Source organism: Streptomyces sp. NPDC020917, from assembly GCF_044333795.1.
GTDB lineage: Bacteria > Actinomycetota > Actinomycetes > Streptomycetales > Streptomycetaceae > Actinacidiphila.
In genome coordinates this window covers 227,523-249,763 of record NZ_JBIRRR010000008.1, presented here as the reverse complement: position 1 = coordinate 249,763, position 22,241 = coordinate 227,523, and the positions used below count along the sequence as shown (strand labels likewise).

At 73.4% G+C, this 22,241-nt stretch carries 19 protein-coding genes and 1 tRNA gene; 10 read left to right on the top strand and 10 right to left on the bottom strand.

Annotated elements, in window-relative coordinates; all coding sequences use genetic code 11:
• The first annotated feature begins 2 nt into the window (after nucleotides 1–2).
• Together ACH4TG_RS19930 and ACH4TG_RS19925 are read left to right on the top strand one after the other, a co-directional pair.
• On the top strand, nucleotides 3–2,648 hold the full coding sequence (locus ACH4TG_RS19930) for an SUKH-4 family immunity protein (RefSeq protein ID WP_398243671.1): 2,646 nt from the start codon (nucleotides 3–5) through the stop codon (nucleotides 2,646–2,648).
• 290 nt (nucleotides 2,649–2,938) lie between these two features.
• Nucleotides 2,939–3,841 (top strand): DivIVA domain-containing protein, encoded by a 903-nt coding sequence (locus ACH4TG_RS19925; protein ID WP_398243670.1) that lies wholly within the window; start codon nucleotides 2,939–2,941, stop codon nucleotides 3,839–3,841.
• A 53-nt stretch (nucleotides 3,842–3,894) separates the two neighbouring features.
• On the opposite strand, the gene ACH4TG_RS19920 is transcribed toward ACH4TG_RS19925, so the two are convergent.
• Nucleotides 3,895–5,211: a sensor histidine kinase gene (locus ACH4TG_RS19920; RefSeq protein ID WP_398243669.1), complete on the bottom strand. Its 1,317-nt coding sequence runs from the start codon at nucleotides 5,209–5,211 to the stop codon at nucleotides 3,895–3,897.
• Nucleotides 5,212–5,391: 180 nt separating this feature from the next.
• Here ACH4TG_RS19920 and ppc point away from each other — a divergent pair, with 180 nt between their 5' ends.
• Nucleotides 5,392–8,136 (top strand): phosphoenolpyruvate carboxylase, encoded by a 2,745-nt coding sequence (ppc, locus tag ACH4TG_RS19915; protein WP_398243668.1) that lies wholly within the window; start codon nucleotides 5,392–5,394, stop codon nucleotides 8,134–8,136.
• 52 nt (nucleotides 8,137–8,188) lie between these two features.
• Here ppc and ACH4TG_RS19910 read toward each other — a convergent pair whose 3' ends face one another.
• Nucleotides 8,189–8,791 (bottom strand): TetR family transcriptional regulator, encoded by a 603-nt coding sequence (locus ACH4TG_RS19910; RefSeq protein WP_398243667.1) that lies wholly within the window; start codon nucleotides 8,789–8,791, stop codon nucleotides 8,189–8,191.
• Between the two features lie 85 nt (nucleotides 8,792–8,876).
• Complete coding sequence (locus ACH4TG_RS19905; RefSeq protein WP_398243666.1) at nucleotides 8,877–9,866, bottom strand: acyl-CoA desaturase; 990 nt, start codon at nucleotides 9,864–9,866, stop codon at nucleotides 8,877–8,879.
• A 254-nt stretch (nucleotides 9,867–10,120) separates the two neighbouring features.
• Between ACH4TG_RS19905 and ACH4TG_RS19900 the strand changes: the two genes are divergently transcribed.
• The 6 genes from ACH4TG_RS19900 (at nucleotide 10,121) to ACH4TG_RS19875 (ending at nucleotide 14,978) form a co-directional block, all read left to right on the top strand.
• A tRNA-Gln gene (locus ACH4TG_RS19900) sits at nucleotides 10,121–10,192 on the top strand.
• A gap of 94 nt (nucleotides 10,193–10,286) precedes the next feature.
• Nucleotides 10,287–11,732, top strand: a complete 1,446-nt coding sequence (glmU, locus tag ACH4TG_RS19895) for a bifunctional UDP-N-acetylglucosamine diphosphorylase/glucosamine-1-phosphate N-acetyltransferase GlmU (protein WP_398243665.1) — start codon at nucleotides 10,287–10,289, stop codon at nucleotides 11,730–11,732.
• A gap of 174 nt (nucleotides 11,733–11,906) precedes the next feature.
• A complete protein-coding gene (locus tag ACH4TG_RS19890) occupies nucleotides 11,907–12,884 on the top strand; it encodes a ribose-phosphate diphosphokinase (RefSeq protein WP_398243663.1) in 978 nt (325 codons plus the stop codon).
• Between the two features lie 208 nt (nucleotides 12,885–13,092).
• Nucleotides 13,093–13,719 (top strand): 50S ribosomal protein L25/general stress protein Ctc, encoded by a 627-nt coding sequence (locus ACH4TG_RS19885; RefSeq protein WP_398243662.1) that lies wholly within the window; start codon nucleotides 13,093–13,095, stop codon nucleotides 13,717–13,719.
• Nucleotides 13,720–13,821: 102 nt separating this feature from the next.
• A complete protein-coding gene (pth, locus tag ACH4TG_RS19880) occupies nucleotides 13,822–14,424 on the top strand; it encodes an aminoacyl-tRNA hydrolase (protein ID WP_398243661.1) in 603 nt (200 codons plus the stop codon).
• 59 nt (nucleotides 14,425–14,483) lie between these two features.
• The gene (locus ACH4TG_RS19875; protein WP_398243660.1) at nucleotides 14,484–14,978 is read left to right on the top strand and encodes a hypothetical protein; all 495 of its coding nucleotides are present in this window, start codon (nucleotides 14,484–14,486) and stop codon (nucleotides 14,976–14,978) included.
• 111 nt (nucleotides 14,979–15,089) lie between these two features.
• Here the strand turns inward: ACH4TG_RS19875 and ACH4TG_RS19870 are convergent, their stop codons facing one another.
• Both ACH4TG_RS19870 and ACH4TG_RS19865 read right to left on the bottom strand, forming a co-directional pair.
• Nucleotides 15,090–15,470, bottom strand: coding sequence for a VOC family protein (locus ACH4TG_RS19870; RefSeq protein WP_398243659.1), 381 nt, complete (start codon nucleotides 15,468–15,470; stop codon nucleotides 15,090–15,092).
• On the bottom strand, nucleotides 15,467–16,297 hold the full coding sequence (locus ACH4TG_RS19865; RefSeq protein WP_398243658.1) for a trans-aconitate 2-methyltransferase: 831 nt from the start codon (nucleotides 16,295–16,297) through the stop codon (nucleotides 15,467–15,469). The genes ACH4TG_RS19870 and ACH4TG_RS19865 overlap by 4 nt, the downstream gene beginning before the upstream one ends.
• Before the next feature lie 146 nt (nucleotides 16,298–16,443).
• On the opposite strand from ACH4TG_RS19865, the gene ACH4TG_RS19860 reads away from it, so the two are divergent.
• Complete coding sequence (locus tag ACH4TG_RS19860) at nucleotides 16,444–16,941, top strand: MarR family winged helix-turn-helix transcriptional regulator (RefSeq protein WP_398243657.1); 498 nt, start codon at nucleotides 16,444–16,446, stop codon at nucleotides 16,939–16,941.
• On the opposite strand, the gene ACH4TG_RS19855 is transcribed toward ACH4TG_RS19860, so the two are convergent.
• From ACH4TG_RS19855 to ACH4TG_RS19835, 5 genes are all read right to left on the bottom strand, one after another.
• Nucleotides 16,900–17,700, bottom strand: coding sequence for a LuxR C-terminal-related transcriptional regulator (locus ACH4TG_RS19855; RefSeq protein WP_398243656.1), 801 nt, complete (start codon nucleotides 17,698–17,700; stop codon nucleotides 16,900–16,902). The genes ACH4TG_RS19860 and ACH4TG_RS19855 overlap by 42 nt on opposite strands.
• Nucleotides 17,701–17,974: 274 nt before the next feature.
• Entirely contained in the window at nucleotides 17,975–19,114 is a 1,140-nt protein-coding gene (galK, locus tag ACH4TG_RS19850) for a galactokinase (RefSeq protein ID WP_398243655.1), read from the bottom strand.
• Nucleotides 19,111–20,094, bottom strand: a complete 984-nt coding sequence (gene galE, locus ACH4TG_RS19845; RefSeq protein ID WP_398243654.1) for a UDP-glucose 4-epimerase GalE — start codon at nucleotides 20,092–20,094, stop codon at nucleotides 19,111–19,113. Before galE ends, galK begins: the two co-directional genes overlap by 4 nt.
• Nucleotides 20,091–21,134, bottom strand: a complete 1,044-nt coding sequence (galT, locus tag ACH4TG_RS19840; protein ID WP_398243653.1) for a galactose-1-phosphate uridylyltransferase — start codon at nucleotides 21,132–21,134, stop codon at nucleotides 20,091–20,093. The genes galE and galT overlap by 4 nt, the downstream gene beginning before the upstream one ends.
• A 294-nt stretch (nucleotides 21,135–21,428) precedes the next feature.
• Nucleotides 21,429–22,103 (bottom strand): response regulator transcription factor, encoded by a 675-nt coding sequence (locus tag ACH4TG_RS19835; protein WP_398243652.1) that lies wholly within the window; start codon nucleotides 22,101–22,103, stop codon nucleotides 21,429–21,431.
• Nucleotides 22,104–22,241 lie beyond the last annotated feature (138 nt).

Below are 22,241 nucleotides of genomic sequence, written 5' to 3'. Positions count from 1 at the left end.
AGATGGTGACCTTCGCACAGGCGCAGGAGCGCGCCGAGCGCTGGATCAACGGCGACGTCCCGTCGTACCAGGCCCGGGAGATCCGGGTCCGCGAGTTCGACCTGGGCTTCGTGGTCTGGTCCGAGACGCGGGAGGGCGGGCCGCTCACCGACGACGGCCTGGTCCGCGTCATCATCGCCCGCGACAGCGGCGAGGCCACGCTCTGGCCCGCCCTGCCCATCGGCGAGCTCATCCGCCGCTACGAGGAGGAGTACGGCGCCGTGCCGGACGACGCGGCACCGGAGCCGCCGCAGCGCATCGACCTGGAGGCCACGTCCTTCCTGCTGAGCCCGCCGCAGTGGCTCCAGGAGGCGGCCGACCGCATGGGCATCCCGGACCGCCGCTCCGCCGCCTCCGGCGCGGGCGCGGCGCAGGACTCCGGTCAGGACCCGGCCGCGCCCGCCGCGGGTACTCCCTCCGGCGGCATCGACTACACCCGGCGCACCGACTCCCCCGCGCCAGCGGGCAGTTCACCCGACGCCGCGGCCGGCACGCCGTCGGGCGGCATCGACTACCAGCGCCGCTCCGAGGCCCCCGCGCCCGCCGCGGGCGCTCCCTCCGGCGGCATCGACTACACCCGGCGCACCGACTCCCCGGCGGCAGCGGGCAGTTCACCCGACGCTGCGGCCGGCTCCCCGTCCGGCGGCATCGACTACCGCCGCCACTCCGAGGCGCCCGCGCCCGCCGCGGGCGAGAGCGCCGGGGGCGCGGACGGGGGCTGGGCCGGGAAGACGATCAGCGACTCGGGTGAGGGGCAGTCCGTCGCGGTGCCCGCCACCGTGTTCGCGCCGCCGATCAGCCAGTCCGACGACCCGCCGGAGGTGCCCAAGGTGGCGTCCGAGGCGCGGACCGAGCTGATGCCCGCCGGCAGCGCGCTGCCGAAGACGGTGATCGCGCCGGCCGAGCAGCAGCCGGCCCCGCCGGTGCCGAACCAGGGCCCGCCCGCCCCGGGCATGCCGGCTCCCGGCATGCCGAACCCCGCCGTGCCGGGCCCCGGGATGCCGAATCCCGGTGTGCCGAACCCGGGCGTACCGCACACCATGGGCGGTTCGCCGTACCCGCCGCCGGGCGGGCCGGCCGTCCATCTGCCGCCGCCGGCCGCCGCCGGGGACATCGCCGGCCTGGAGACCGCCAGGGCGGTCCCCGGCAGCGTGCCGCCGCCCCCCGGCCCCGGCACGCCGCCCCCGCCCGCCGCGGGCAACCCGGCGTACGCGGCCACCATGCTCGCCTCCCCCGGTCCGAACGGCGGCCCGGGCGCACCCGTGCCCCCGCCGCCGGGCCCCGGCGCGGGCACTCCCCCGCCGCCTCCCGGCCCCGGCGCGGGCACCCCGCCCCCCGGCGACCCGCACTACGCGGCCACCATGCTCGCCAGCCCCGGCGGACCCCCGCCCCCACCGCCCGGCCCCGGCGCGGGCACTCCCCCGCCCCCGCCCGGCCCGGGCGCGGGCACCCCGCCGCCCGGACCCGGCAACCCGCACTACGCCGCGACCATGCTCGCCGGCCCTGGCGGACCCCCGCCCGGACCCGGTGCGGGCGCGCCTCCGCCGCCCCCGCCCGCGCCGGGCGCCGGCACCCCGCCGCCCGCTCCGGCGTACGGGTACCCGCAGGGCGGTGCCGCCGTTCCGACAGTCGGCCCCGGCTACATGGCGGTGCTGCGCTACCGCGGCCAGGACGGCAGCGAGCAGCAGCTCATCCGCCGTTCGGCACCGGGCACCCCGCACCCGGAGTGGCAGATCCTGCACGAGCTGCGGTCGATGAACGTCCACCCGGAGCAGGTGCTGGAGCTGCACACCGAGTTGGAGTCGTGCGACCTGCCCGGGGGCTACTGCGCGCGGATGGTCCGTGAGACCTGGCCGCAGGTGCGGATCAGCCACACCGCGCCGTACGGCCGGGAGCACGCGGGCCGCCGCCAGGGCGTGCAGCACCTGCTGACGCACCAGGGCGAGCTGCACCAGGTGGCCGGCGCGCCCGCCCGCCCGCAGCCGCAGCGCGTGCCGATGCCGGACGCGCACACCGTGGTGCGGGTGCCGCCGGTCGGCCTGGACGTGATCGGCCAGGAACTGGCCGGCGCGTTCGGCCCGCAGGCCGTGTTCCGCTTCGACCAGCGCGCGGTCTCCCGGGCCGGCCTGCCGGACATCGTCGCGCAGACGCTGATGTGGGCCGGGCTGCCGGTGGACTTCGGGCCGTTCTTCTGGGCGCAGGCCCAGCCGGGCCAGCCGGTGCCGACGCTGGCCGAACTCGCCGCGCAGCGCGGGGTGCAGCCGGCGTCCGACGCCGGCTCGTACCTGGTGATGGGCAACGACTTCGGCCGCCAGCTGTGCGTGCAGTACGGCACGGCGCACATCGTCGCGGTGCCGCTGGAGGGCGGCCCGGGCGGAGCGCCCGCCCTGGCACCGCAGTTCGTGAACTCCAGCCTGCCGGAGTTCGCCCGCTGCCTCGCGCTGCTCGGCCGGATGTGGCGGCTGCGCCTCGGGCTGACCCCGGACCAGGCCGGCCGCTGGACGGTCGACTTCCAGGCGCAGTTGGCCGCGCAGGACCCGGCGGCCATCGCCTCGCCGGACAACTGGTGGTCGGTGCTCGTCGAGCAGATGTGGGACGGGCTGCTGTAGCGGCGGTCGCCGCAACCGCCGGGCGCGCGGAGGCCGGTCGTAGGGCCGGGTGGAGGAACGCCTCCGCCCGGCCCTTTCATCTCGTCTGCCCCGTGCGCCGCTTGTACGGGGACGCCGCCACGTGCGGCTTCGTGGCCGTACGGGTACGTCTCCATGTGCGGCGCGTCGCCGGGTAGGAGAAGGGCCGGAGTGTCGCAGCCCGTACAATTCGGGCATAAGCGAAAAATGGTGCACAGCGCGCGACCACGCGGCCATGACTCGGACCGGCCCGACGGCGAGGGGCAGACGGCATGAGCAGTAACACGACGACCACACCGGGTGCGGCACAGGGGCGGTTCGACACGATCCGCGGTCGCGGCTACCGGCCCGATCAGGTGGACCGGTTCCTGGACGAACTGTCCGAGGACCGGGACGCCGCGTGGGAGCGCGCGGCCCGCCTCACCGTCCTGGCCAACGAGATGGACGCGGAGTGCACGGCGCTGCGGCAGCAGGTGGACGCCCTGGCCGCGTCCGCGTACGACTCGCTCGGCGCCGGCGCGGTGGACCTGCTGCGGCTGGTGGAGGAGGAGGCCCAGGCGGTACGGGACCGGGCCGAGGTCGAGGCGCAGTACGCCAGGGACGCCGCGGACACCGCGCGCCGCACCCTGCAGGACGAGGCCCGCGCCGCCGCGTCGGCGCGGCTGGCCGCGGCGGAGGACCAGGCGCAGGCCGTCATGGACGAGGCGTGCGGCCGGGCCGCGGAGATCCTCGGGGAGGCCCGCGCCGAGGCGGACGCGGTCCGCGGCGAGGCGAGCGCGGCGATGGAGGCCGTGCAGGCCCAGCTCGGACAGGAGAACGCGGACGCGGACAAGGCGCGGCAGGAGCGGCTCGACGTGCTGGAGCACGAACTGGCCGAGCGCGAGGCGGGCGTGGACAGTCGGCTCGCCGACCTGCTCGCCGACGCCGAGCGGCGGCTGGAGGAGGCGCACCGGGAGCGGGCGGAGGCGGAGGAGGCGCTGCGGTCCCAGCAGGCCGACGCCGAGGACCGCGCCACGGCGCTGCTGGCCCAGGCCCGCCTGCACGAGGAGCGGGTGCGGCGGGACGCGGAGCGCACCCTGCGCGAGCACGAGGAGCACCGCGAGGAGATCCGGTCGCACCTGGCCCACATCCGCGCCACCCTGGCCGCCCTCACCGGCCGCGAGCCCTCCTCCTGACCGTCCCCCGGCCCTGATCCGTCGCCGGCCCCGTCGCAGGCCCGGCGCCGCGGTCAGGCGGAGGCGGGCAGCGGGATCATCGCCGAGACCCGGAAGCCGCCCTCGGGGGTCGGTCCCGCGGCGAAGCCGCCGCCGTGCGCGGTGACGCGTTCGCGCATGCCGACCAGGCCGTGGCCGCCGCTGGGCAGCTTGGTGGCCGCGGAACCGTCCGACGGGCCGTTGGTGATCAGCACCGCGACCTCGGCCTCGCGGTACGCGAGCAGCACCCGCGCCTTCGCCCCGGCCGCGTGCTTGTGCACATTGGTCAGCGCCTCCTGCACCACCCGGTACACCGTCGCCTCGATCCGGGCGCCGCACGGACGCGACTCGCCCTCGACGGCCAGCTCGACGCCCATCCCGGCCGCCGCCGACTCCTCCACCAGCTCGGCCAGCCGCTCCAGGCTCGGGCCCTCGTCCTCCTCCTCGGGCGCGACCGGGACGACCGTCGATCCGGACGCCGCGGCGAGGGGTGCGGCCGGCGCCACCGGCTCCGACGCGGCGCGCAGCACCCCGAGCATCTGCCGCAGCTCGTTCAGCGCCTGGCGCCCCATGTCACCGAGCAGCTCGGCGCTCGCCGACGCCTTCTGCGGGTCCTTCAGGGCGACCGCCTTGAGCGCGGCGGCGTGCACCACCATCAGGCTGACCCGGTGGGCGACCACGTCGTGCATCTCGCGGGCGATCCGGGTGCGCTCGTCCGAGCGGGCCCGCTCGGCACGCTCCAGCGCCTTCTCCGCGAGCAGCTCCAGCTCCCGCTCCAGGCCGTCGGCGCGCTCCCGCAGGCTCTCCACCAGCCGCCGCCTGGCCCTGGCGTACAGGCCCAGCAGCACCGGCGGGGCGGTCAGGCCCAGCGCCATCAGGGCCGACACGATCAGCGTCACGAGCACCGACATCGACTCGGTGCCGGAGTCGTGCATGCTGTCCTCGAAATTGAGGAAGGCGACGAGCATGGTGCCGACGCCGTTCATCGAGGCGAGCGCGACGGTGATCCGCCGCGGCACCTCGGAGGCGGCCAGCGTGTACAGGCCGACCAGGGACAGCAGGAAGCCCATCTGCGCCGGGCTGACCGCGATGCCGACCAGCACCACCGCCACCGGCCAGCGCCGCCGCAGCAGCAGGACCGCGCCGACGAGCATGCCGAAGAGCGCGCCGAGCGTGGTCGCGATGCCGGTCTTCTGGGCGAAGGTGGCGCCCTCGAAGGCGCACTCCAGCGCGGAGACCGCCGCGAGTGTCGCGTCGAGGGCGAAGCTGCGCCGCCTCGCCCACCACCACCAGCCGGAGCGGGGCGATCCTCCAGCCCCGTCGTCCGGTACGTGCGCCCCCGTCGTACTCATGACGTCCAGCCTAAGGGTGCGCCGCCCGGGCGGACCGGCCCTGTCCCGGTGTCCGGAAGGTGGGCGGCCCGTCTCGGCCTGAGGACCGCCACCTATCCTGGTGGAGTCGGACAGCGCGGTCCGTGAGCACTCCGGTGCTCCGAAACATCCCGTCCACCACCTGCACAAGGAGCCGCACCTGTGAGCAGTGCCGACACGCCCCCGGACAGCAGCACCGCCCTACGGGCCGACATCCGACGCCTGGGCGACCTGCTCGGCGGCACCCTGGTCCGGCAGGAGGGCCAGGACCTCCTCGACCTCGTGGAGAAGGTGCGGGCGCTGACCCGCAGCGACGGCGAGGCCGCCGCCGCCCTGCTCGGCGACACGGACCTGGAGACCGCCGCCAAGCTGGTCCGCGCCTTCTCGACCTACTTCCATCTGGCGAACGTCACCGAGCAGGTCCACCGCGGCCGCGACCTGCGGGTCCGGCGCGCCGAGGAGGGCGGCCTGCTCGCCCAGACCGCCGACCTGCTCAAGGACGGCGACCCCGCGCACGTGCGCGACAGCGTGAAGAACCTCAACGTCCGCCCCGTCTTCACCGCCCACCCGACCGAGGCGGCCCGCCGCTCGGTGCTGAACAAGCTGCGCCGGATCGCCGAGCTGCTGGAGGAGAGCGAGGGCGGTTCCGCGCCGGGCACGGCCGACCGGCGCCGGGCGGACCTGCGGCTGGCCGAGAACATCGACCTGCTGTGGCAGACCGACGAGCTGCGGGTGGTGCGGCCCGAGCCCGCCGACGAGGCCCGCAACGCCATCTACTACCTGGACGAGCTGCACGCCGGGGCGGTCGGCGACGTGCTGGAGGACCTGGCGGCCGAGCTGGAGCGGGTCGGCTTCCCGCTGCCGGCGCAGACCCGCCCGCTGACCTTCGGCACCTGGATCGGCGGCGACCGCGACGGCAACCCGAACGTCACCCCGCAGGTCACCTGGGACGTGCTGATCCTGCAGCACGAGCACGGGATCACCGACGCCCTGGACGTCGTCGACTTCCTGCGCGGCGCGCTGTCGAACTCCATCCGCAACTCCGGCGCGAGCCAGGAGCTGCTGGACTCGCTCTCCGATGACCTGGTCGCGCTGCCCGAGATCAGCCCGCGCTACAAGCGGCTGAACGCCGAGGAGCCCTACCGGCTGAAGGCGACCTGCATCCGGCAGAAGCTCGTCAACACCCGGGAGCGGCTCGCCGGGGGCACTCCGCACGTCCCCGGCCGCGACTACCTGGGCACCGCCGGGCTGCTGAAGGACCTCCAGCTGATCCAGGACTCGCTGCGGTCGCACCGCGGCGGCCTGATCGCCGAGGGCCGCCTCGACCGGGCGATCCGCACCCTGTCGGCGTTCGGCCTGCAACTGGCCACGATGGACGTGCGCGAGCACGCCGAGGCGCACCACCACGCGCTCGGCCAGCTCTTCGACCGGCTCGGCGAGGAGTCCTGGCGGTACGCCGACATGCCGCGCGACTACCGCAGGAAGCTGCTGGCCAAGGAGCTGCGGTCGCGCCGGCCGCTGGCGCCGACGCCGGCCCCGCTGGACGCGGCCGGCGCGAAGACGCTGGGGGTCTTCCACACCATCAGCGAGGCGTTCGAGCGCTTCGGGCCCGAGGTGATGGAGTCCTACATCATCTCCATGTGCCTGGGCTCCGACGACGTGTTCGCGGCCGCGGTGCTGGCCCGCGAGGCCGGGCTGATCGACCTGCACGCGGGTGTCGCCAAGATCGGCATCGTGCCGCTGCTGGAGACCACCGACGAGCTGCGGATCGCGGACAAGCTGCTGGACGAGATGCTCTCCGACCCCTCCTACCGGCGGCTGGTGTCGCTGCGCGGGGACGTGCAGGAGGTCATGCTCGGCTACTCCGACTCCTCGAAGTTCGGCGGCATCACCACCTCGCAGTGGGAGATCCACCGGGCGCAGCGCCGGCTGCGCGACGTGGCGCACCGGCACGGCGTGCGGCTGCGGCTGTTCCACGGCCGCGGCGGCACCGTGGGCCGCGGCGGCGGCCCCTCGCACACCGCGATCCTCGCCCAGCCGTGGGGCACGCTGGAGGGCGAGATCAAGGTGACCGAGCAGGGCGAGGTCATCTCCGACAAGTACCTGATCCCGTCGCTGGCCCGGGAGAACCTGGAGCTGACGGTCGCCGCGACGCTGCAGGCGTCGGCGCTGCACACCGCGCCGCGGCAGTCCGACGAGGCGCTGGCCCGCTGGGACGCGGCGATGGACATCGTCTCCGAGGCGGCCCACTCGGCGTACCGGGAGCTGGTGGAGGACCCGGACCTGCCGCCGTACTTCTTCGCCTCCACGCCGGTCGACCAGCTCGGCGAGCTGCACCTGGGCTCGCGCCCCTCGCGCCGGCCGGACTCCGGTGCCGGCCTGGACGGGCTGCGCGCCATCCCGTGGGTGTTCGGCTGGACGCAGTCGCGGCAGATCGTGCCCGGCTGGTACGGCGTCGGGTCGGGCCTGAAGGCCGCCCGCGAGGCCGGCCTGGACGCGGTGATCGACGAGGCGTTCGGGCAGTGGCACTTCTTCCGCACCTTCCTGTCCAACGTCGAGATGACGCTGGCCAAGACGGACCTGCGGATCGCCCGGCACTACGTGGACACGCTGGTGCCGGACGAGCTGAAGCACGTGTTCGCCGCGATCGAGGCCGAGCACGACCTGACCGTGCAGGAGGTGCTGCGGATCACCGGGGAGAGCGAACTGCTCGCCGGCAGCCCGGTGCTGGCGCAGACGTTCCGGATCCGCGACCAGTACCTGGACCCGATCTCCTACCTCCAGGTGACGCTGCTGGCCCGGCAGCGGGCGGCCGCGGCGGCGGGCGAGACGCCCGATCCGCTGCTGTCGCGGGCGCTGCTGCTGACCGTCAACGGCGTGGCGGCGGGTCTGCGCAACACCGGCTGACCGCGCGCCGCACCAGCGACCGACGCCCGGCAGGCGGTACGCCTGCCGGGCGTCAGCTCTTGCGGTGGCCGATCAGCCGCGGGTGCGGTTCCAGCCCCGACAGGCCGTTCCAGGAGAGGTTGACCAGGTGGGCGACGACCTCGGCCTTGCCGGGGCGCTGCGCGTCGAGCCACCACTGGCCGGTGAGCGCCACCATGCCGACCAGCGCCTGGGCGTAGAGCGACGCGAGCTTGGCGTCGAAGCCGCGCTGGGTGAACTCGTGGCCGAGGATGTCCTCGACCTGGGTGGCGATGTCGCTGATCAGCGAGGCGAAGGTGCCGGTCGACTGGGCGACCGGCGAGTCCCGGACCAGGATCCGGAAGCCGTCGGTGTACTGCTCGATGTAGTCGAGGAGGGCGAACGCGGCCTGCTCGAGGAGTTCCCTGGGGTGGCCGCCGGTCAGCGCGCCGGTGACCATGTCCAGCAGGCGGCGCATCTCGCGGTCCACGACGACGGCGTACAGCCCTTCCTTGCCGCCGAAGTGCTCGTAGACCACCGGCTTGGAGACGCCCGCGGTATGGGCGATCTCCTCGACCGAGGTGCCCTCGTACCCGCGTTCCGCGAAGAGCACCCGGCCCACGTCGAGCAGTTGCTCGCGCCGTTCCTTGCCGGTCATGCGGACCCGTCGCGCGCGTCGCGCCGACGGGCCCGCGGTGCTTCTGGCCGTCCCCCGTGCGTTGCTGCCGTCGCTCACCGGTCCATCATGCCGCCTGGCGCACGCTGTCCTTGCGACGGGACTCGATCCGGTCGGCACTCGGCCAGCGCACGTCGGTGGCCCAGCCGGCCATCTCCATCCAGCGGATGATGCGGGCGCTGGAGTCGATCTGCCCGCGCAGCACGCCGTGCCGGGCGCAGGTGGGGTCGGCGTGGTGGAGGTTGTGCCACGACTCGCCGCAGGAGAGCACCGCCAGCCACCACACGTTGCCGGACCGGTCGCGGGACTTGAACGGCCGCTTGCCGACCGCGTGGCAGATGGAGTTGATGGACCAGGTGACGTGGTGCAGGAGCGCCACCCGCACCAGCGAACCCCAGAAGAACGCGGTGAACGCGCCGTACCAGGACATGGTGGCCAGGCCGCCGACCAGCGGCGGGATCAGCAGCGAGATCGCGGTCCACAGCCAGAAGTCGCGGGAGATGCGGCGGATCGCCGGGTCCTTGATCAGGTCGGGCGCGTACTTCTGCTGCGGGGTCTGCTCCTCGTCGAAGAGCCAGCCCATGTGCGCCCACCACAGGCCCTTCATCAGGGCGGGCAGGGTGTCGCCGTAGCGCCACGGGCTGTGCGGGTCGCCCTCGGCGTCGCTGAACCTGTGGTGCCTGCGGTGGTCGGCGACCCAGCGCACGATCGGGCCCTCGACGGCCATCGAGCCGGCGATGGCGAGCGCGATCTTCAGCGGCCGGTTGGCCTTGAACGAGCTGTGCGTGAAGTGCCGGTGGAAGCCGACCGTGATGCCGTGGCAGCCGAGGAAGTACATGCCGATCATCAGGCCCAGGTCGAGCCAGCTCATACCGCGGCCCCAGGCCAGCGGGATGGCGGCGACCAGGGCGACGAACGGGATGCAGATGAAGAGGAGCAGGGCGATCTGCTCGATCGACCGCTTGTTCTCGCCGCCGCGGGTGGCGCTCGGCTGCGGCTCCTGTCCTGAGGGCCCGGGATCCCGGGACTCGGTGATCACGTCCGTCTGTGTGGTCATGTCTGTCCCTTTGTCGGCTGAGGTGAGAGCTGCTGTTGGCGTAAGCGCACGGAACCTACGGCTCCGTAAGTATTGCAGCGGCGCGCGTCAGGGCAACAGGACCACACGAGGTAAGGCTCACCTTCGCTGCGTCCTTCTCCACTGCCCGCCGCATGTCTACCCCGGATCGGCGTCGCGTCCACCCCTGCCCGTACGGCATGATGGGGACGGCCTGCTCGACGAGGTCCGACAGCGGTCCCGGGACGTCGAGTTGATCCGCCGTGGTGTAATTGGCAGCACTGGGGCTTTTGGTGCCTTAAGTCCGGGTTCGAGTCCTGGCGGCGGAGCAGTCGAGGTGGCCTGCGAGGGCACCGGGAACACCGGGTGCGGCCCGTCGGTATCCTGCGGGTGTCCAGCACCCGAAGCCGAGGAGTCTCCCCCGTGAGCCCGAATCGTCCGGCTGCCGTCGTCATCCTCGCCGCGGGTGAGGGCACCCGCATGAAGTCGGCCACCCCCAAAGTCCTGCACACGATCAGCGGCCGCTCCCTGGTCGGCCATGTCGTGGCAGCCTCCCGCGCCCTTGAGCCGGAGCATCTGGTGGTGGTCGTCGGCCATGCCCGCGAGCAGGTGGGCGAGCACCTCGCCACACTCGACCCGCAGACGCTGACCGCGGTGCAGCACGAGCAGAACGGCACCGGGCACGCCATGCGGATGGCGCTGGACGAGCTGACCCGGCAGGGCATCGTGCTGGACGGCACGCTGGTCGTCACCTACGGCGACACCCCGCTGCTGACCGCCGAGACCCTCTCCACCCTGGTGCGGCTGCACGAGGACGACGGCAACGCGGTGACCGTGCTGACCGCGCAGGTGCCCGACCCGACCGGCTACGGGCGGATCGTCCGCGCGGCCGACGGCCAGGTCACCGAGATCGTCGAGCAGAAGGACGCCAGCGTCGCGCAGCAGTCCATCAGGGAGATCAACTCCGGCGTGTACGCGTACGACGCGGCGCTGCTGGCCGAGGCTCTCACCAAGGTGACCACGGACAACTCGCAGGGCGAGGAGTACCTCACCGACACACTGGCGATCCTGCGCGAGGCCGGCCACCGGGTGGGCGCGTTCACCGCGGGCGACCACCGCGAGATCGCCGGCGTGAACAACCGGGTGCAGCTCGCCGAGGCCCGCCGGGTGCTCAACGACCGGCTGCTGACCCGGGCCATGATGGACGGCGCCACCATCGTCGACCCGGCCACCACCTGGGTGGACGTGGACGTCACCTTCGCGCCGGACTGCGTGGTGCTCCCCAACACCCAGCTGCTGGGCGCCACCTCCGTCGCCTCCGGCGCCGAGGTCGGCCCGAACTGCACGCTGACCGACACCTCGGTGGGCGAGGGCGCGCGGGTCTCCAACACCGTGGCGGACCAGGCGGAGATCGGCCCGCAGGCGAGCGTCGGCCCGTACGCGTACCTGCGCCCCGGCACCCGTCTGGGCCTGAAGGCCAAGGCCGGTACGTACGTCGAGATGAAGAACGCCACCATCGGCGAGGGCACCAAGGTGCCCCACCTGAGCTATGTGGGCGACGCCACCATCGGCGAGTACACCAACATCGGCGCGGCCAGCGTCTTCGTGAACTACGACGGCGAGGCCAAGCACCACACCACGATCGGCAGTTACTGCAAGACCGGGTCGGACAACATGTTCGTCGCCCCGGTGGTGGTCGGCGACGGCGCGTACACCGCGGCCGGCTCGGTGATCACCAAGGACGTGCCGGCCGGGTCGCTGGCCGTCGCCCGGGGGCAGCAGCGCAACATCGAGGGCTGGGTGGCCCGCAAGCGGCCCGGCAGTGCCGCTGCGCAGGCGGCCGAACGCGCAGCGCAGCAGGACGACTGACCCGCTCCCGCGGGGGCACGTGAGCGTCGTCTCACTCGGCGGTCGGCACCGCCTCCGAGGTGCACAGGTGCAGCGGATGGGGCGTACCGTGTGGGGTGCACACAATTCCGCCAGCACGCCCAACTCCGGGCGTCGCTGTGTCGAACACCAGTCGAACACCAAGGAGACGGTGCAGTGACCGGGATCAAGACGACCGGTGAGAAGAAGCTGATGCTCTTCTCCGGCCGCGCCCACCCCGATCTGGCGGAGGCGGTGGCACACCAACTCGGTGTGGACCTCGTTCCGACCCGCGCTTTCGACTTCGCCAACGGCGAGATCTACGTGCGGTTCGAGGAGTCGGCCCGCGGCGCCGACTGCTTCCTCATCCAGAGCCACACCAGCCCGATCAACCAGTGGATCATGGAGCAGTTGATCATGCTCGACGCTCTGAAGCGGGCCTCCGCTCGGAGCATCACGGTGATCGTGCCCTTCTACGGCTACGCCCGGCAGGACAAGAAGCACCGCGGCCGCGAGCCGATCTCGGCCCGCCTGGTGGCCGACCTGTTCAAGACCGCGGGCGCCGACCGGATCCTCACGGTCGACCTGCACACCGACCAGATCCAGGGCTTCTTCGACGGCCCGGTGGACCACCTGTTCGCCCTGCCGGTGCTGGCCGACTACGTGGGCTCCAAGGTCGACCGCTCCAAGCTGACGATCGTCTCGCCGGACGCCGGCCGGGTGCGGGTCGCCGACCGCTGGTGCGACCGGCTCGGCGCGCCGCTGGCCATCGTGCACAAGCGCCGCGACCCCAACATCGCCAACGAGGTGAAGGTCCACGAGGTCGTCGGTGACGTCCAGGGCCGGGTCTGCGTGCTGGTCGACGACATGATCGACACCGGCGGCACGATCTGCGCCGCCGCCGACGCGCTGTTCGCCAACGGCGCCGAGGACGTCATCGTGACCGCCACCCACGGTGTGCTCTCCGGTCCGGCCGCGGACCGGCTGAAGAACTCGCGGGTCAGCGAGTTCGTGCTCACCGACACGCTGCCGACGCCCAACCAGCTCAACCTCGACAAGATCAAGGTGCTGTCGATGGCGCCGACCATCGCCAACGCGGTCCGCGAGGTGTTCGAGGACGGCTCGGTGACCAGCCTGTTCGAGGACGGTCACTGATCCGCAGGCCCCCTGAGGGCTGATCGATTTCGTCCGGGGCCTCCCTGCCGGTTACGCTGTCCGCGTTGCTCGGCGAGGGAGGCCCCGGACGCATGTCCGGACCCCGGTCCTCCGTTATCGACGCGCTCCTCGTAGGAGAACGGCCTGTCGTGGGTCGGGCGACCGACTGTTTCCCGCAACGTTCCCCCGCTACGAGGAGTTGAGCATCATGGCCGAGGTCAAGATCATCGCCGAGGCGCGTACCGAGTTCGGCAAGGGCGCCGCCCGCCGCGTGCGCCGCGCCAACCAGGTCCCCGCCGTCATCTACGGTCACGGCGCCGACCCGAAGCACGTCTCCGTCCCCGGCCACGAGTTCCTGCTCGCGCTGCGCACCCCGAACGTGCTGATCTCCCTGGAGATCGACGGCAAGTCCGAGCTGGTCATCCCCAAGGCCGTGCAGCGCGACCCGCTGAAGGGCTTCCTGGAGCACGTCGACCTGCTGTCGGTCAAGCGCGGCGAGAAGGTCACCGTCGAGATCCCGGTCTCCACCGAGGGCGAGCTGGCCCCGGGCGGCAACCTGCTGGAGCACGTGCTCAACACCCTGCCGGTCGAGGCCGAGGCGACCCACATCCCCGAGGGCTTCACCGTCTCCGTCGAGGGCCTGGAGGCCGGCGCCTCCATCCTCGCCAAGGACGTCGTGCTGCCCAAGGGCGTCTCCCTGGCGGTCGACGAGGACGCCGTCGTCATCCAGGTCGTGGCCGCGCAGATCGAGGCCGAGGAGACCGAGGAGGAGGGCGCCGAGGGCGAGGAGGCCCCCGCCGTCGCCGCCGAGGCCGGCGAAGCCGCCGAGGCCTGATCCTCGCGGTCCCGCCTGTTCCACCGCTGCGACGCAGCCGCCGTCCGCCGTCGTACCCTCCTGGGGTGCGGCGGCGGCCGCATGTCCGAGACGGAGAGACGGATGAGCACCCCCAGCAGCATGGCAGGGCCCTGGTTGGTCGTGGGCCTGGGCAACCCCGGGCCCGAGTACGCGGGCAACCGGCACAACATCGGCTTCATGGTCGCCGACCTGCTCGCCGAGCGGATCGGCGGCACGTTCAAGCGCTCGGGCAAGGCGCAGGCGCAGGTGCTGGAGGGCCGGATCGGCCCGCCCGGGCCGGCGAGCCGGCGCGTGGTGCTGGCCAAGCCGATGTCGTACATGAACCTGTCGGGCGGCCCGGTCACCGCCCTCAAGGACTTCTACAAGGTGCCGACCGAGCAGATCATCGCCGTCCACGACGAGCTGGACATCGACTACGGCACGCTGCGGCTCAAGCTCGGCGGCGGGGACAACGGCCACAACGGGCTGAAGTCCATCACCAAGTCACTGGGCGCGAACTACCTGCGGGTGCGGGCCGGCATCGGCCGCCCGCCGGGGCGGATGGACGTGGCCGCGTTCGTGCTGAAGGACTTCTCCTCGGCCGAGCGCAAGGAGCTGGACTGGTTCGTGGACCGGGCGGCCGACGCGGTCGAGGCGCTCGTCGGCGAGGGCCTGGAGCGGGCGCAGAGCACGTACAACAGCTGAACCGGTCATGACCCGCCCCGGGTTGACCGAACGGCAGGCCATGGCCAAAGATCGCCCGCATGGTCAAAAGGAGCCGTTCACGCCGGGCCGCGGAAGGTGCCTGGGGACTGGTACTGCTGGCCCGGGTGCTGGGGCTCGGCGCGCTCGCCGCGCTGATCCTCGCCTCGGGCGCGTGGGCCTCGTGGCGGACGGCACAGCACGTGATGCTCACCAAGGGCCGCGAGCACGGCACCGTGACGCTGGCCGCCTGCGGCGATTCCACCTGCACCGGTCCGTTCGCCCCCTCCGGGAGCGCGACCGCCCGTTCCAAGGTGACGATCAGCCTCCCCATCCGGCACCAGGTCGGCGACAAGGTCCCGGCGGTGATCAAACCGGGCACCGACACCGCGGTGCGGGCCGGGTTCGGCGGGCTGCTGTTCGCCTGGGTGCCGCTGGGCGGGTCGCTGCTGCTGGCCGCGGTCGTGGTCGGCGGCGGGCTGCGGATGCCGCGCACCGCCTGGACCCTGGCCGCCGCCGGGGCCGCACTGCTGGGCGGCGCGTTCCTGACGCTCTAGCCGAGGCCGGCGGTCCTGGGGCCGAGTCCCAGGACCGCCGGCCGGGGTCGGCCGTCGGGGTCGGCGGCCGAGGCCGGCGGTGGGGCCCGGCGGGCCGGGCCCCACCGGCCGTCAGGACTCCGGCGGCGCCATCGCGATCGGCTCCAGGAACTCCAGCCGGTTGCCCACCGGGTCCTGGCAGTAGAAGCGCATGTGGCCCGGCAGGTCGTAGTCCCAGACCACCGGCGCGCCCCGGGCCTCCAGCTGCTTGGCGAAGCCGTGGATGTCGCTGACCCGCAGGCCCGGGTGGGCCTTGCGGGCCGGCCGGAAGTCCTCCTCGATGCCCAGGTGCAGCACCGCGGTGCCGGCGCCGAACCAGCAGCCGCCGCGGGCGGCGAGCACCGGCGGCTTGGGCAGCTCGGCCATCCCCAGCACCCCGGTGTAGAAGGCGCGCAGCTCCGGTTCGCTGCCGGGCGGCGCCGCGAGCTGGACGTGGTCGACGGCGGCGATCATGCGCGGACCCCCTCGGCGGTGCGGGCGACGGCGAAGATCCGGCGGAACGGGAAGACCGTGCCGTGCGGGCCCGCCGGATACGCCTTGCGCAGCAGGTCGCGGTACTGGCCGACGAACTCCTCCTGCGCGGCCGGGTCCCCCTCCAGGGCCGTCAGCACCGGACGCAGCGCGGTGCCCTTGGTCCAGTCGAGCACCGGGTCCTCGCCCTGCAGCAGCTGCACGTACGTGGTCTCCCAGACGTCGACGACCTCGCAGCCCAGCTCGGTGAGGCGCTCCAGGTAGTCGGCGGGGCTGAGGATGTGCACGTAGCGGCGGCCGTGCCCGTCGAGCCGGGTGCGCCAGCGGGCGCTGTCGCACAGCTCGGCGAGCAGCGCGTGGCTGGGCGCGGTGAAGTTGCCGGGGACCTGGAAGGCGAGGGTGCCGCCGGGCGCGGTGCGGTCCAGCCAGGCGGGGAAGCGGTCGGCGTGCCCGGGCACCCACTGCAGGGCGGCGTTGGACACGATCAGGTCGAAGGTCTCCTCCGGGGTCCACTCGGCGGCGTCGGCGCGCCGGAAGTCGAGGGTGCCGCCGCCGGCGGTCGGGCCCGCGTAGTGCTCGGCGGCGGCGAGCATCTCCCGCGAGCTGTCGTACCCGGTGATCCGGGCACCGGGCCAGCGGTCGGCGAGCAGCGCCGTGACGTTCCCCGGGCCGCAGCCGATGTCGGCTATCCGGGGCGCGCCGCCGCCGGGCAGGTCGGTGATGCGGGTGAGCAGGTCGAGAAAGGGGCGGGTGCGGTGGGTGGAGTGCCGGAGATACTGTTGCGGATCCCACGTTGGAGCTGCTTGCATCGTTCGTACTCCCTGGGGTGGTTCGAAGCCGCCGACCGCAGCGGAAGCAGGCCCGCCGGATGCGCGGCCCTCTGATTCCAGGCTCCACCGCCAGGTATCTTGATGTCAAGAGACTTCATATCGACAGACCTATTACACTGATCCCCATGGAGGACGAGGTCGACCGGCTGGTCGCTGCATGGCGCCGCGAGCGCCCCGACCTCGACGTGGAACCGCTTGAGGTGCTCAGCCGGGTCAGCCGGCTCGCCCGGCACCTGGACCGGGCCCGGCGGCTGGCGTTCGCCGAGCACAGCCTGGAGCCATGGGAGTTCGACGTCCTGACGTCGCTGCGGCGCGCGGGCGCGCCCTACCAGCTGTCCCCGGGGCAGCTGCTCACCCAGACGCTGGTGACCTCGGGCACCATGACCAACCGCATCGACAGGCTGGCGAAGAAGGGCCTGGTCGAGCGGCTGCCGGACCCGAGCGACCGGCGCGGCGTGCTGGTCCGGCTGACCGGCGAGGGCCGGGACCGCGCCGACCAGGCGCTGGCCGGTCTGCTCGCCCAGGAGCGGGCCATCCTGGGCGATCTGAGCGACCGCCAGCGCACCGAACTGGCCGGGCTGCTACGACAGTTGACCGCGCCGTTCGACAACGTCCCCGGCTGACGGGACGAGTTCCACCGGCCCGACGCCGGCCCGGCGGGCCAGCGCGACCGCGGCGAGCGTGGAGTGCACACCCAGCTTGCCCAGCACGTTCTGCATGTGGGTGCGGACGGTGTGCGGGGACAGGAACAGCCGCTCGGCGACCGCCTTCCGGCCGAGCCCGGCCACCATGCAGCGCAGCACCTCCTGCTCGCGCGGGGTCAGCGACTCCACCAGCCGCTCGCTCTCCGTGCGGTTGCGCCGGGCCGCGGTCAACTCCCGCAGCACGCCGGTCAGCAGGGCCGGCGGCAGATGGGTCTCGTCGCGCAGCACCCCGCGCACCACGGCCAGCAGCCGCGACAGCGAGCAGTCCTTGGCCACCCAGCCGGACGCGCCGGCCTGCAGCGCACGGGCGGCGCGCAGCGGGTCGTCCCGCTCGGCCAGCACCACCGTGCGGGTCCCCGGATGCTCGGCGCGCACCCGCTCCACCAGCGCCAGGCCGTCCATGACGGGGTCGCGCGGTTCCAGCGGCCGGGTGCCGGCCTGCAGCGGCGGCACCGCGGCCAGCGTCACCGGCGGCCGCGGTCCCGCGCCCAGGTCGGCGTCGACCAGCAGGACGTCGTAGCGGCGGTTGTCGGCCACGGCGCGGTCCAGGCAGCGCTGGGCTGCGGGACCGCTGCCCGCGGCGGACACGTCGACGTCGGGTTCGGCCGCGAGTGCGGCCGCCAGCGACTCGGCGAAGATGCGGTGGTCGTCGACGACGAGAACGCGGATTCTTCCCACGGAACACCACTTTCCCGGTACAGGGCATCCCCCAGTGGCGGTGGGGCGCCGCTCGCGTGGGATCCGGCACCCGGACCTGGACCGCCGTCCCGGTCCGGGTGCCGAACCCCGTGCGTCTCGCCCCCTGATGAGCACCGGCCCCCACCGGCGCTGTGGGAAAAGAGTAGGGGTTCGGCGGCGATAAGGAACCGTCTTGCCGGAAGTTACCGGCCTGTTCTTCCGCGATTTTCCAGTGGTCTGGACCTCTGAGGTGCCCCTGGAGCAGCGGAAAGGATCACCACAGCCGGCGGGCGCCGGGGCCGGGAACGGTGGCGAACTGCCGGACCTGCGGCAGTGCGGCGGCCACCGCCGCACCGACCGCGGCCTCGTCCGCCGCCTCCACCAGCACGATCGCCGACCCGCCGAACCCGCCGCCGGTCATCCGGGCGCCGAGCGCGCCCGCGGCCAGCGCGGTGTCGACCACCAGGTCGAGTTCCGGGCAGGAGACCTGGAAGTCGTCGCGCAGCGAGACGTGCCCGGCGGTCAGCACCGGGCCGATCTCGCGGGTGCGGCCCGCGTCCAGCAGCGCCAGCACCTGCTCCACGCGCTGGTTCTCGGTGACCACGTGCCGGGTCAGCCGGCGCAGCCGGTCGTCCGGCAGCGCGTCCAGGGCCGCCTGCAGCCCGTCGAAGGCCACGTCCCGCAGCGCGGGCACGCCGAGCACCTCGGCCGCGGCCTCGCAGCCGGCCCGCAGCTTCCCGTAGGCGCCGTCGGCGTGCGCGTGCTTGACCCGGGTGTCGCACACCAGCAGCCGCAGGCCCTCGGCCGCCAGGTCGAACGGCACCTGGCGCTGCGCGAGCCCGCGCACGTCCAGGTGCAGCGCATGCCCCTCGGTGCAGCAGGCGGACGCGGTCTGGTCCATGACGCCGACCGGCGCGCCCACGTAGGTGTTCTCCGAGGACTGGCAGAGCAGCGCCAACTCCTGGCGGGACAGCCCCTGCACGCCGTGCAGTTCGGTCAGCGCCAGGGCGGTGACGACCTGCAGCGCCGCGGAGGAGGACAGCCCGCCGCCGACCGGGACGGTGCTGTCGTAGTGGATGTCCGCGCCGCCGATCGCGTGCCCGGCCCCGCGCAGCGTCCACAGCACGGCGGCGGGGTAGCGGGCCCAGCCCTCGGTGGTGCCGGGGGCCAGGTCGGCTATGGGGAGCTCGACGACCCCGCCGTCCATGTCCGCCGAGTGCAGCCGCAGCAGCCCGTCGTCGCGGCGGGCGACCGCCGCGCGGGTGGTGTGCGGCAGCGCGAACGGCATGACGAGGCCGTCGTTGTAGTCGGTGTGCTCGCCGATCAGGTTGACCCTGCCCGGTGCCGCCCAGGCGCCCTCGGCGACCCGCCCGAAGACGTTCTTGAACGCGATCTCGAACGCGGCGTCGGTCATGCTGCGCCGTCCTCCCCTGCTGAAGTGGCGAAGTTCCATGCATCGCGGATGATCTCCACGAGGTCGGTGCGGCGCGGCTGCCAGCCCAGGCGCTGCCGGGCGCGGTCCGCGGAGGCCACCAGGACGGCGGGGTCGCCGGCCCGGCGCGGCTCGACGTTCGCCGGGATCGGGTGGCCGGTGACCTCGCGGGCGGCCTCCACGACCTGGCGGACGGAGAAGCCGTTGCCGTTGCCGAGGTTGCAGATCAGGTGCTCGCCGGCCGGCGCCTTGTCCAGGGCGAGCAGATGGGCCTCGGCCAGGTCGGCGACGTGGATGTAGTCGCGCAGGCAGGTGCCGTCGGGCGTCGGGTAGTCGTCGCCGAAGATCGACACCGACGCGCGGCGCCCCTGGGCGACCTGGAGGATCAGCGGGATCAGGTGCGACTCGGGGTCGTGCCGCTCGCCGTGGCGGCCGTACGCGCCGGCCACGTTGAAGTAGCGCAGCGAGACCGCGGACAGCCCGTGGGCGGCGCACTCGGAGGAGATCATGTGGTCCACGGCGAGCTTGGTCGCGCCGTAGGGGTTGGTGGGCGCGGTGCGCGCGGTCTCGGTGATCGGCACCTCGTCCGGCTCGCCGTAGGTGGCGGCGGTGGACGAGAAGACCAGGGTGCGCACCCCGGACTCCCGCATGGCGGCGAGCAGTTCGAGGGTGCCGGCGACGTTGTTCCGCCAGTACTTCTCCGGGTTGGCGACCGACTCGCCGACCTGCGAGGAGGCGGCGAAGTGCAGCACCGCGTCGTAGGAGCCGTCGAGCACCTTCGCGGCGTCCTGGATCCGGCCCTCGACGAAGCGGGCGCCCTCGGGGACGCCGGCCTTGAAGCCCGTGGACAGGTCGTCCAGGACGGTCACCTGGTGGCCGGCCTCCAGCAGGTGGGCGGCGACCACGCCGCCGACGTATCCGGCGCCGCCGGTGACCAGGAGCTTCTTGGGGTCGGGGCTCAATTGCTCGCTACCTCTCGCAGTCGCTGGGCCGCGGACTCCGGCGGCACGTCGTTGACGAAAGCGCTCATGCCCGATTCCGAGCCCGCGAGGAACTTCAGCTTGCCCGACGTCCGGCGGATGGTGAAAAGTTCCAGGTGGAGAGCGAAGTCACGGCGGTCGGCCGCGGTGAACGGCGCCTGGTGCCAGCCGGAGATGTAGGGCGTGGGCGGCTGGCCCTCGCCGAAGATCCGGTCGAACCGGCGCAGCAGCTCCAGGTAGATCCCGGGGAACTCGGCCCGCGCGTCCTCGTCCAGGCCCAGCAGGTCCGGCACCCGGCGCTTGGGGTACAGGTGCACCTCGTACGGCCAGTGGGCGGCGTACGGCACGAAGGCGGTCCAGTGGTCGCCCTCCAGCACGATCCGGCGGCCGTCGGCCCGCTCGTCGGCGACCACGTCGTCGAAGAGGTTGCGGCCGGTGCGCTCCCGGTACTCGGCGGCGTTGCGCAGCATCAGGGCGGTGCGCGGGGTGGCGAAGGGGTAGCCGTAGATCTGGCCGTGCGGGTGGCCGAGGGTGACGCCGATCTCCGCGCCGCGGTTCTCGAACGGGTAGACCTGCTCCACGCCCGGCAGCTGGGACAGGTCCTGGGTGCGGTCGGTCCACACGTCGAGCACCAGCCGGGCGCCGGCCGGGCTCAGCGACGCGAACGACGCGTCGTGGTCGGAGGTGAAGCAGACCACCTCGCAGCGGCCCTTGTCCCCGGTCAGCGACGGGAAGCGGTTCTCGAAGACCGCCACCTCGTAGTCCGGCGCCGGGATCTCGCTCAGCCGGCCGTCGCGGGACGGGCACAGCGGGCACTGGTCGGCCGGCGGGTGGTACGTGCGGCCCTGCCGGTGCGACGCGATGGCGACGGTGTCGCCGAGCAGCCGGTCGGCCCGCAGGTCGGAGTCGGTGGAGACGGGTTCGAGCGGGCGCAGGTCGACGGCGTCGCGGACCACCGCGTCGGCGGAGTCGTAGTAGATCAGCTCTCGACCGTCGGCCAGCCGAGTCGTCGTCTTCTTCACCCTACGGCACCTCACACCCTGCGCACTCAACAGAACCGCACACAATGAATCACAACAGAACAGATGAGTCAATGCGCGGGGCAGCACGAAGTTCATAGCGGCCAGAGACGCTCATGGGAAGCCCGGTACGGGCACAAACAAACAAAGCCGAACAGCCGTCGAACAGCGGGCCACCGGGCCGTGGCGAGGCGGCCGCCCGCGGGGGGCGGCGGCGGCTCCCGGATCGCGCGCGGGTTCGGGCGCGGTGCGGGCGCGGCGCGGGCCCGGGCTCGGGCAGCCGGGCTCCTGACCAGGCTATGCCCGGTCGCCCGCCGCCCGGTCCAGCAGTCCGGTGCGGGCCGCGAGGGCCGCGGCCTCCAGCCGGGAGCCCACGCCCAGCTTCATCAGTACCCGCTGCACATGGGTGCGCGCGGTGCTCGGCGCGATCCGCATCCCGGCCGCGATGACCCGGGTGTCCTCGCCCTCGGCCACCCGGACCAGCACCTCGATCTCGCGCGGGGTGAGCATCTCCAGCAGCCGCACGCCCTCGTCGTCGGGCTGCCGTGCCGGGTTGAGCAGTTCGGCGAACGCGCCCTGCAGCAGCGACGGGGCGACCGCCACCTCGCCGGCCCGCGCCTTCGCCATCGCGCGCTCCACGCCCTCGATGCGCTCGTCGTGCCGCACGTAGCCCGAGGCGCCGGCGGCGAACGCGGCCGCGATACCGCGCGGATCGGGCACCGGTCCCAGCACCACCACCGCGACCGCGGGCCGCTCCCGCTTGATCCGCACCACCGGGTCGAAGACGCCCGGCTCGCCCGGTGCCGCGGTGCCCAGCAGGCACACCTCGGGCGACCGGCTCAGCACCAGCTCCGCGGCACCTCCCGCGGGTGCCGCGGCGGCCAGCACGCGGTGGCCGCGCAGTTTGAGCGCCGAGGCCAGCGCCTCGGCGAGCAGCCGGTGGTCGTCGACCACGACGAGCCGTAGACCCATGTCGGGAATCCCCAATCCCCCCGGACCCGCACGCCGCCGGCCCCGTTTCCCAGTGCATACCGCGCCGGGATCGGTTCCAACCATGCCCCCGCACGGACCGATCCATCCGCCGCGAAGCTACACGGTCCGGCAACGCCG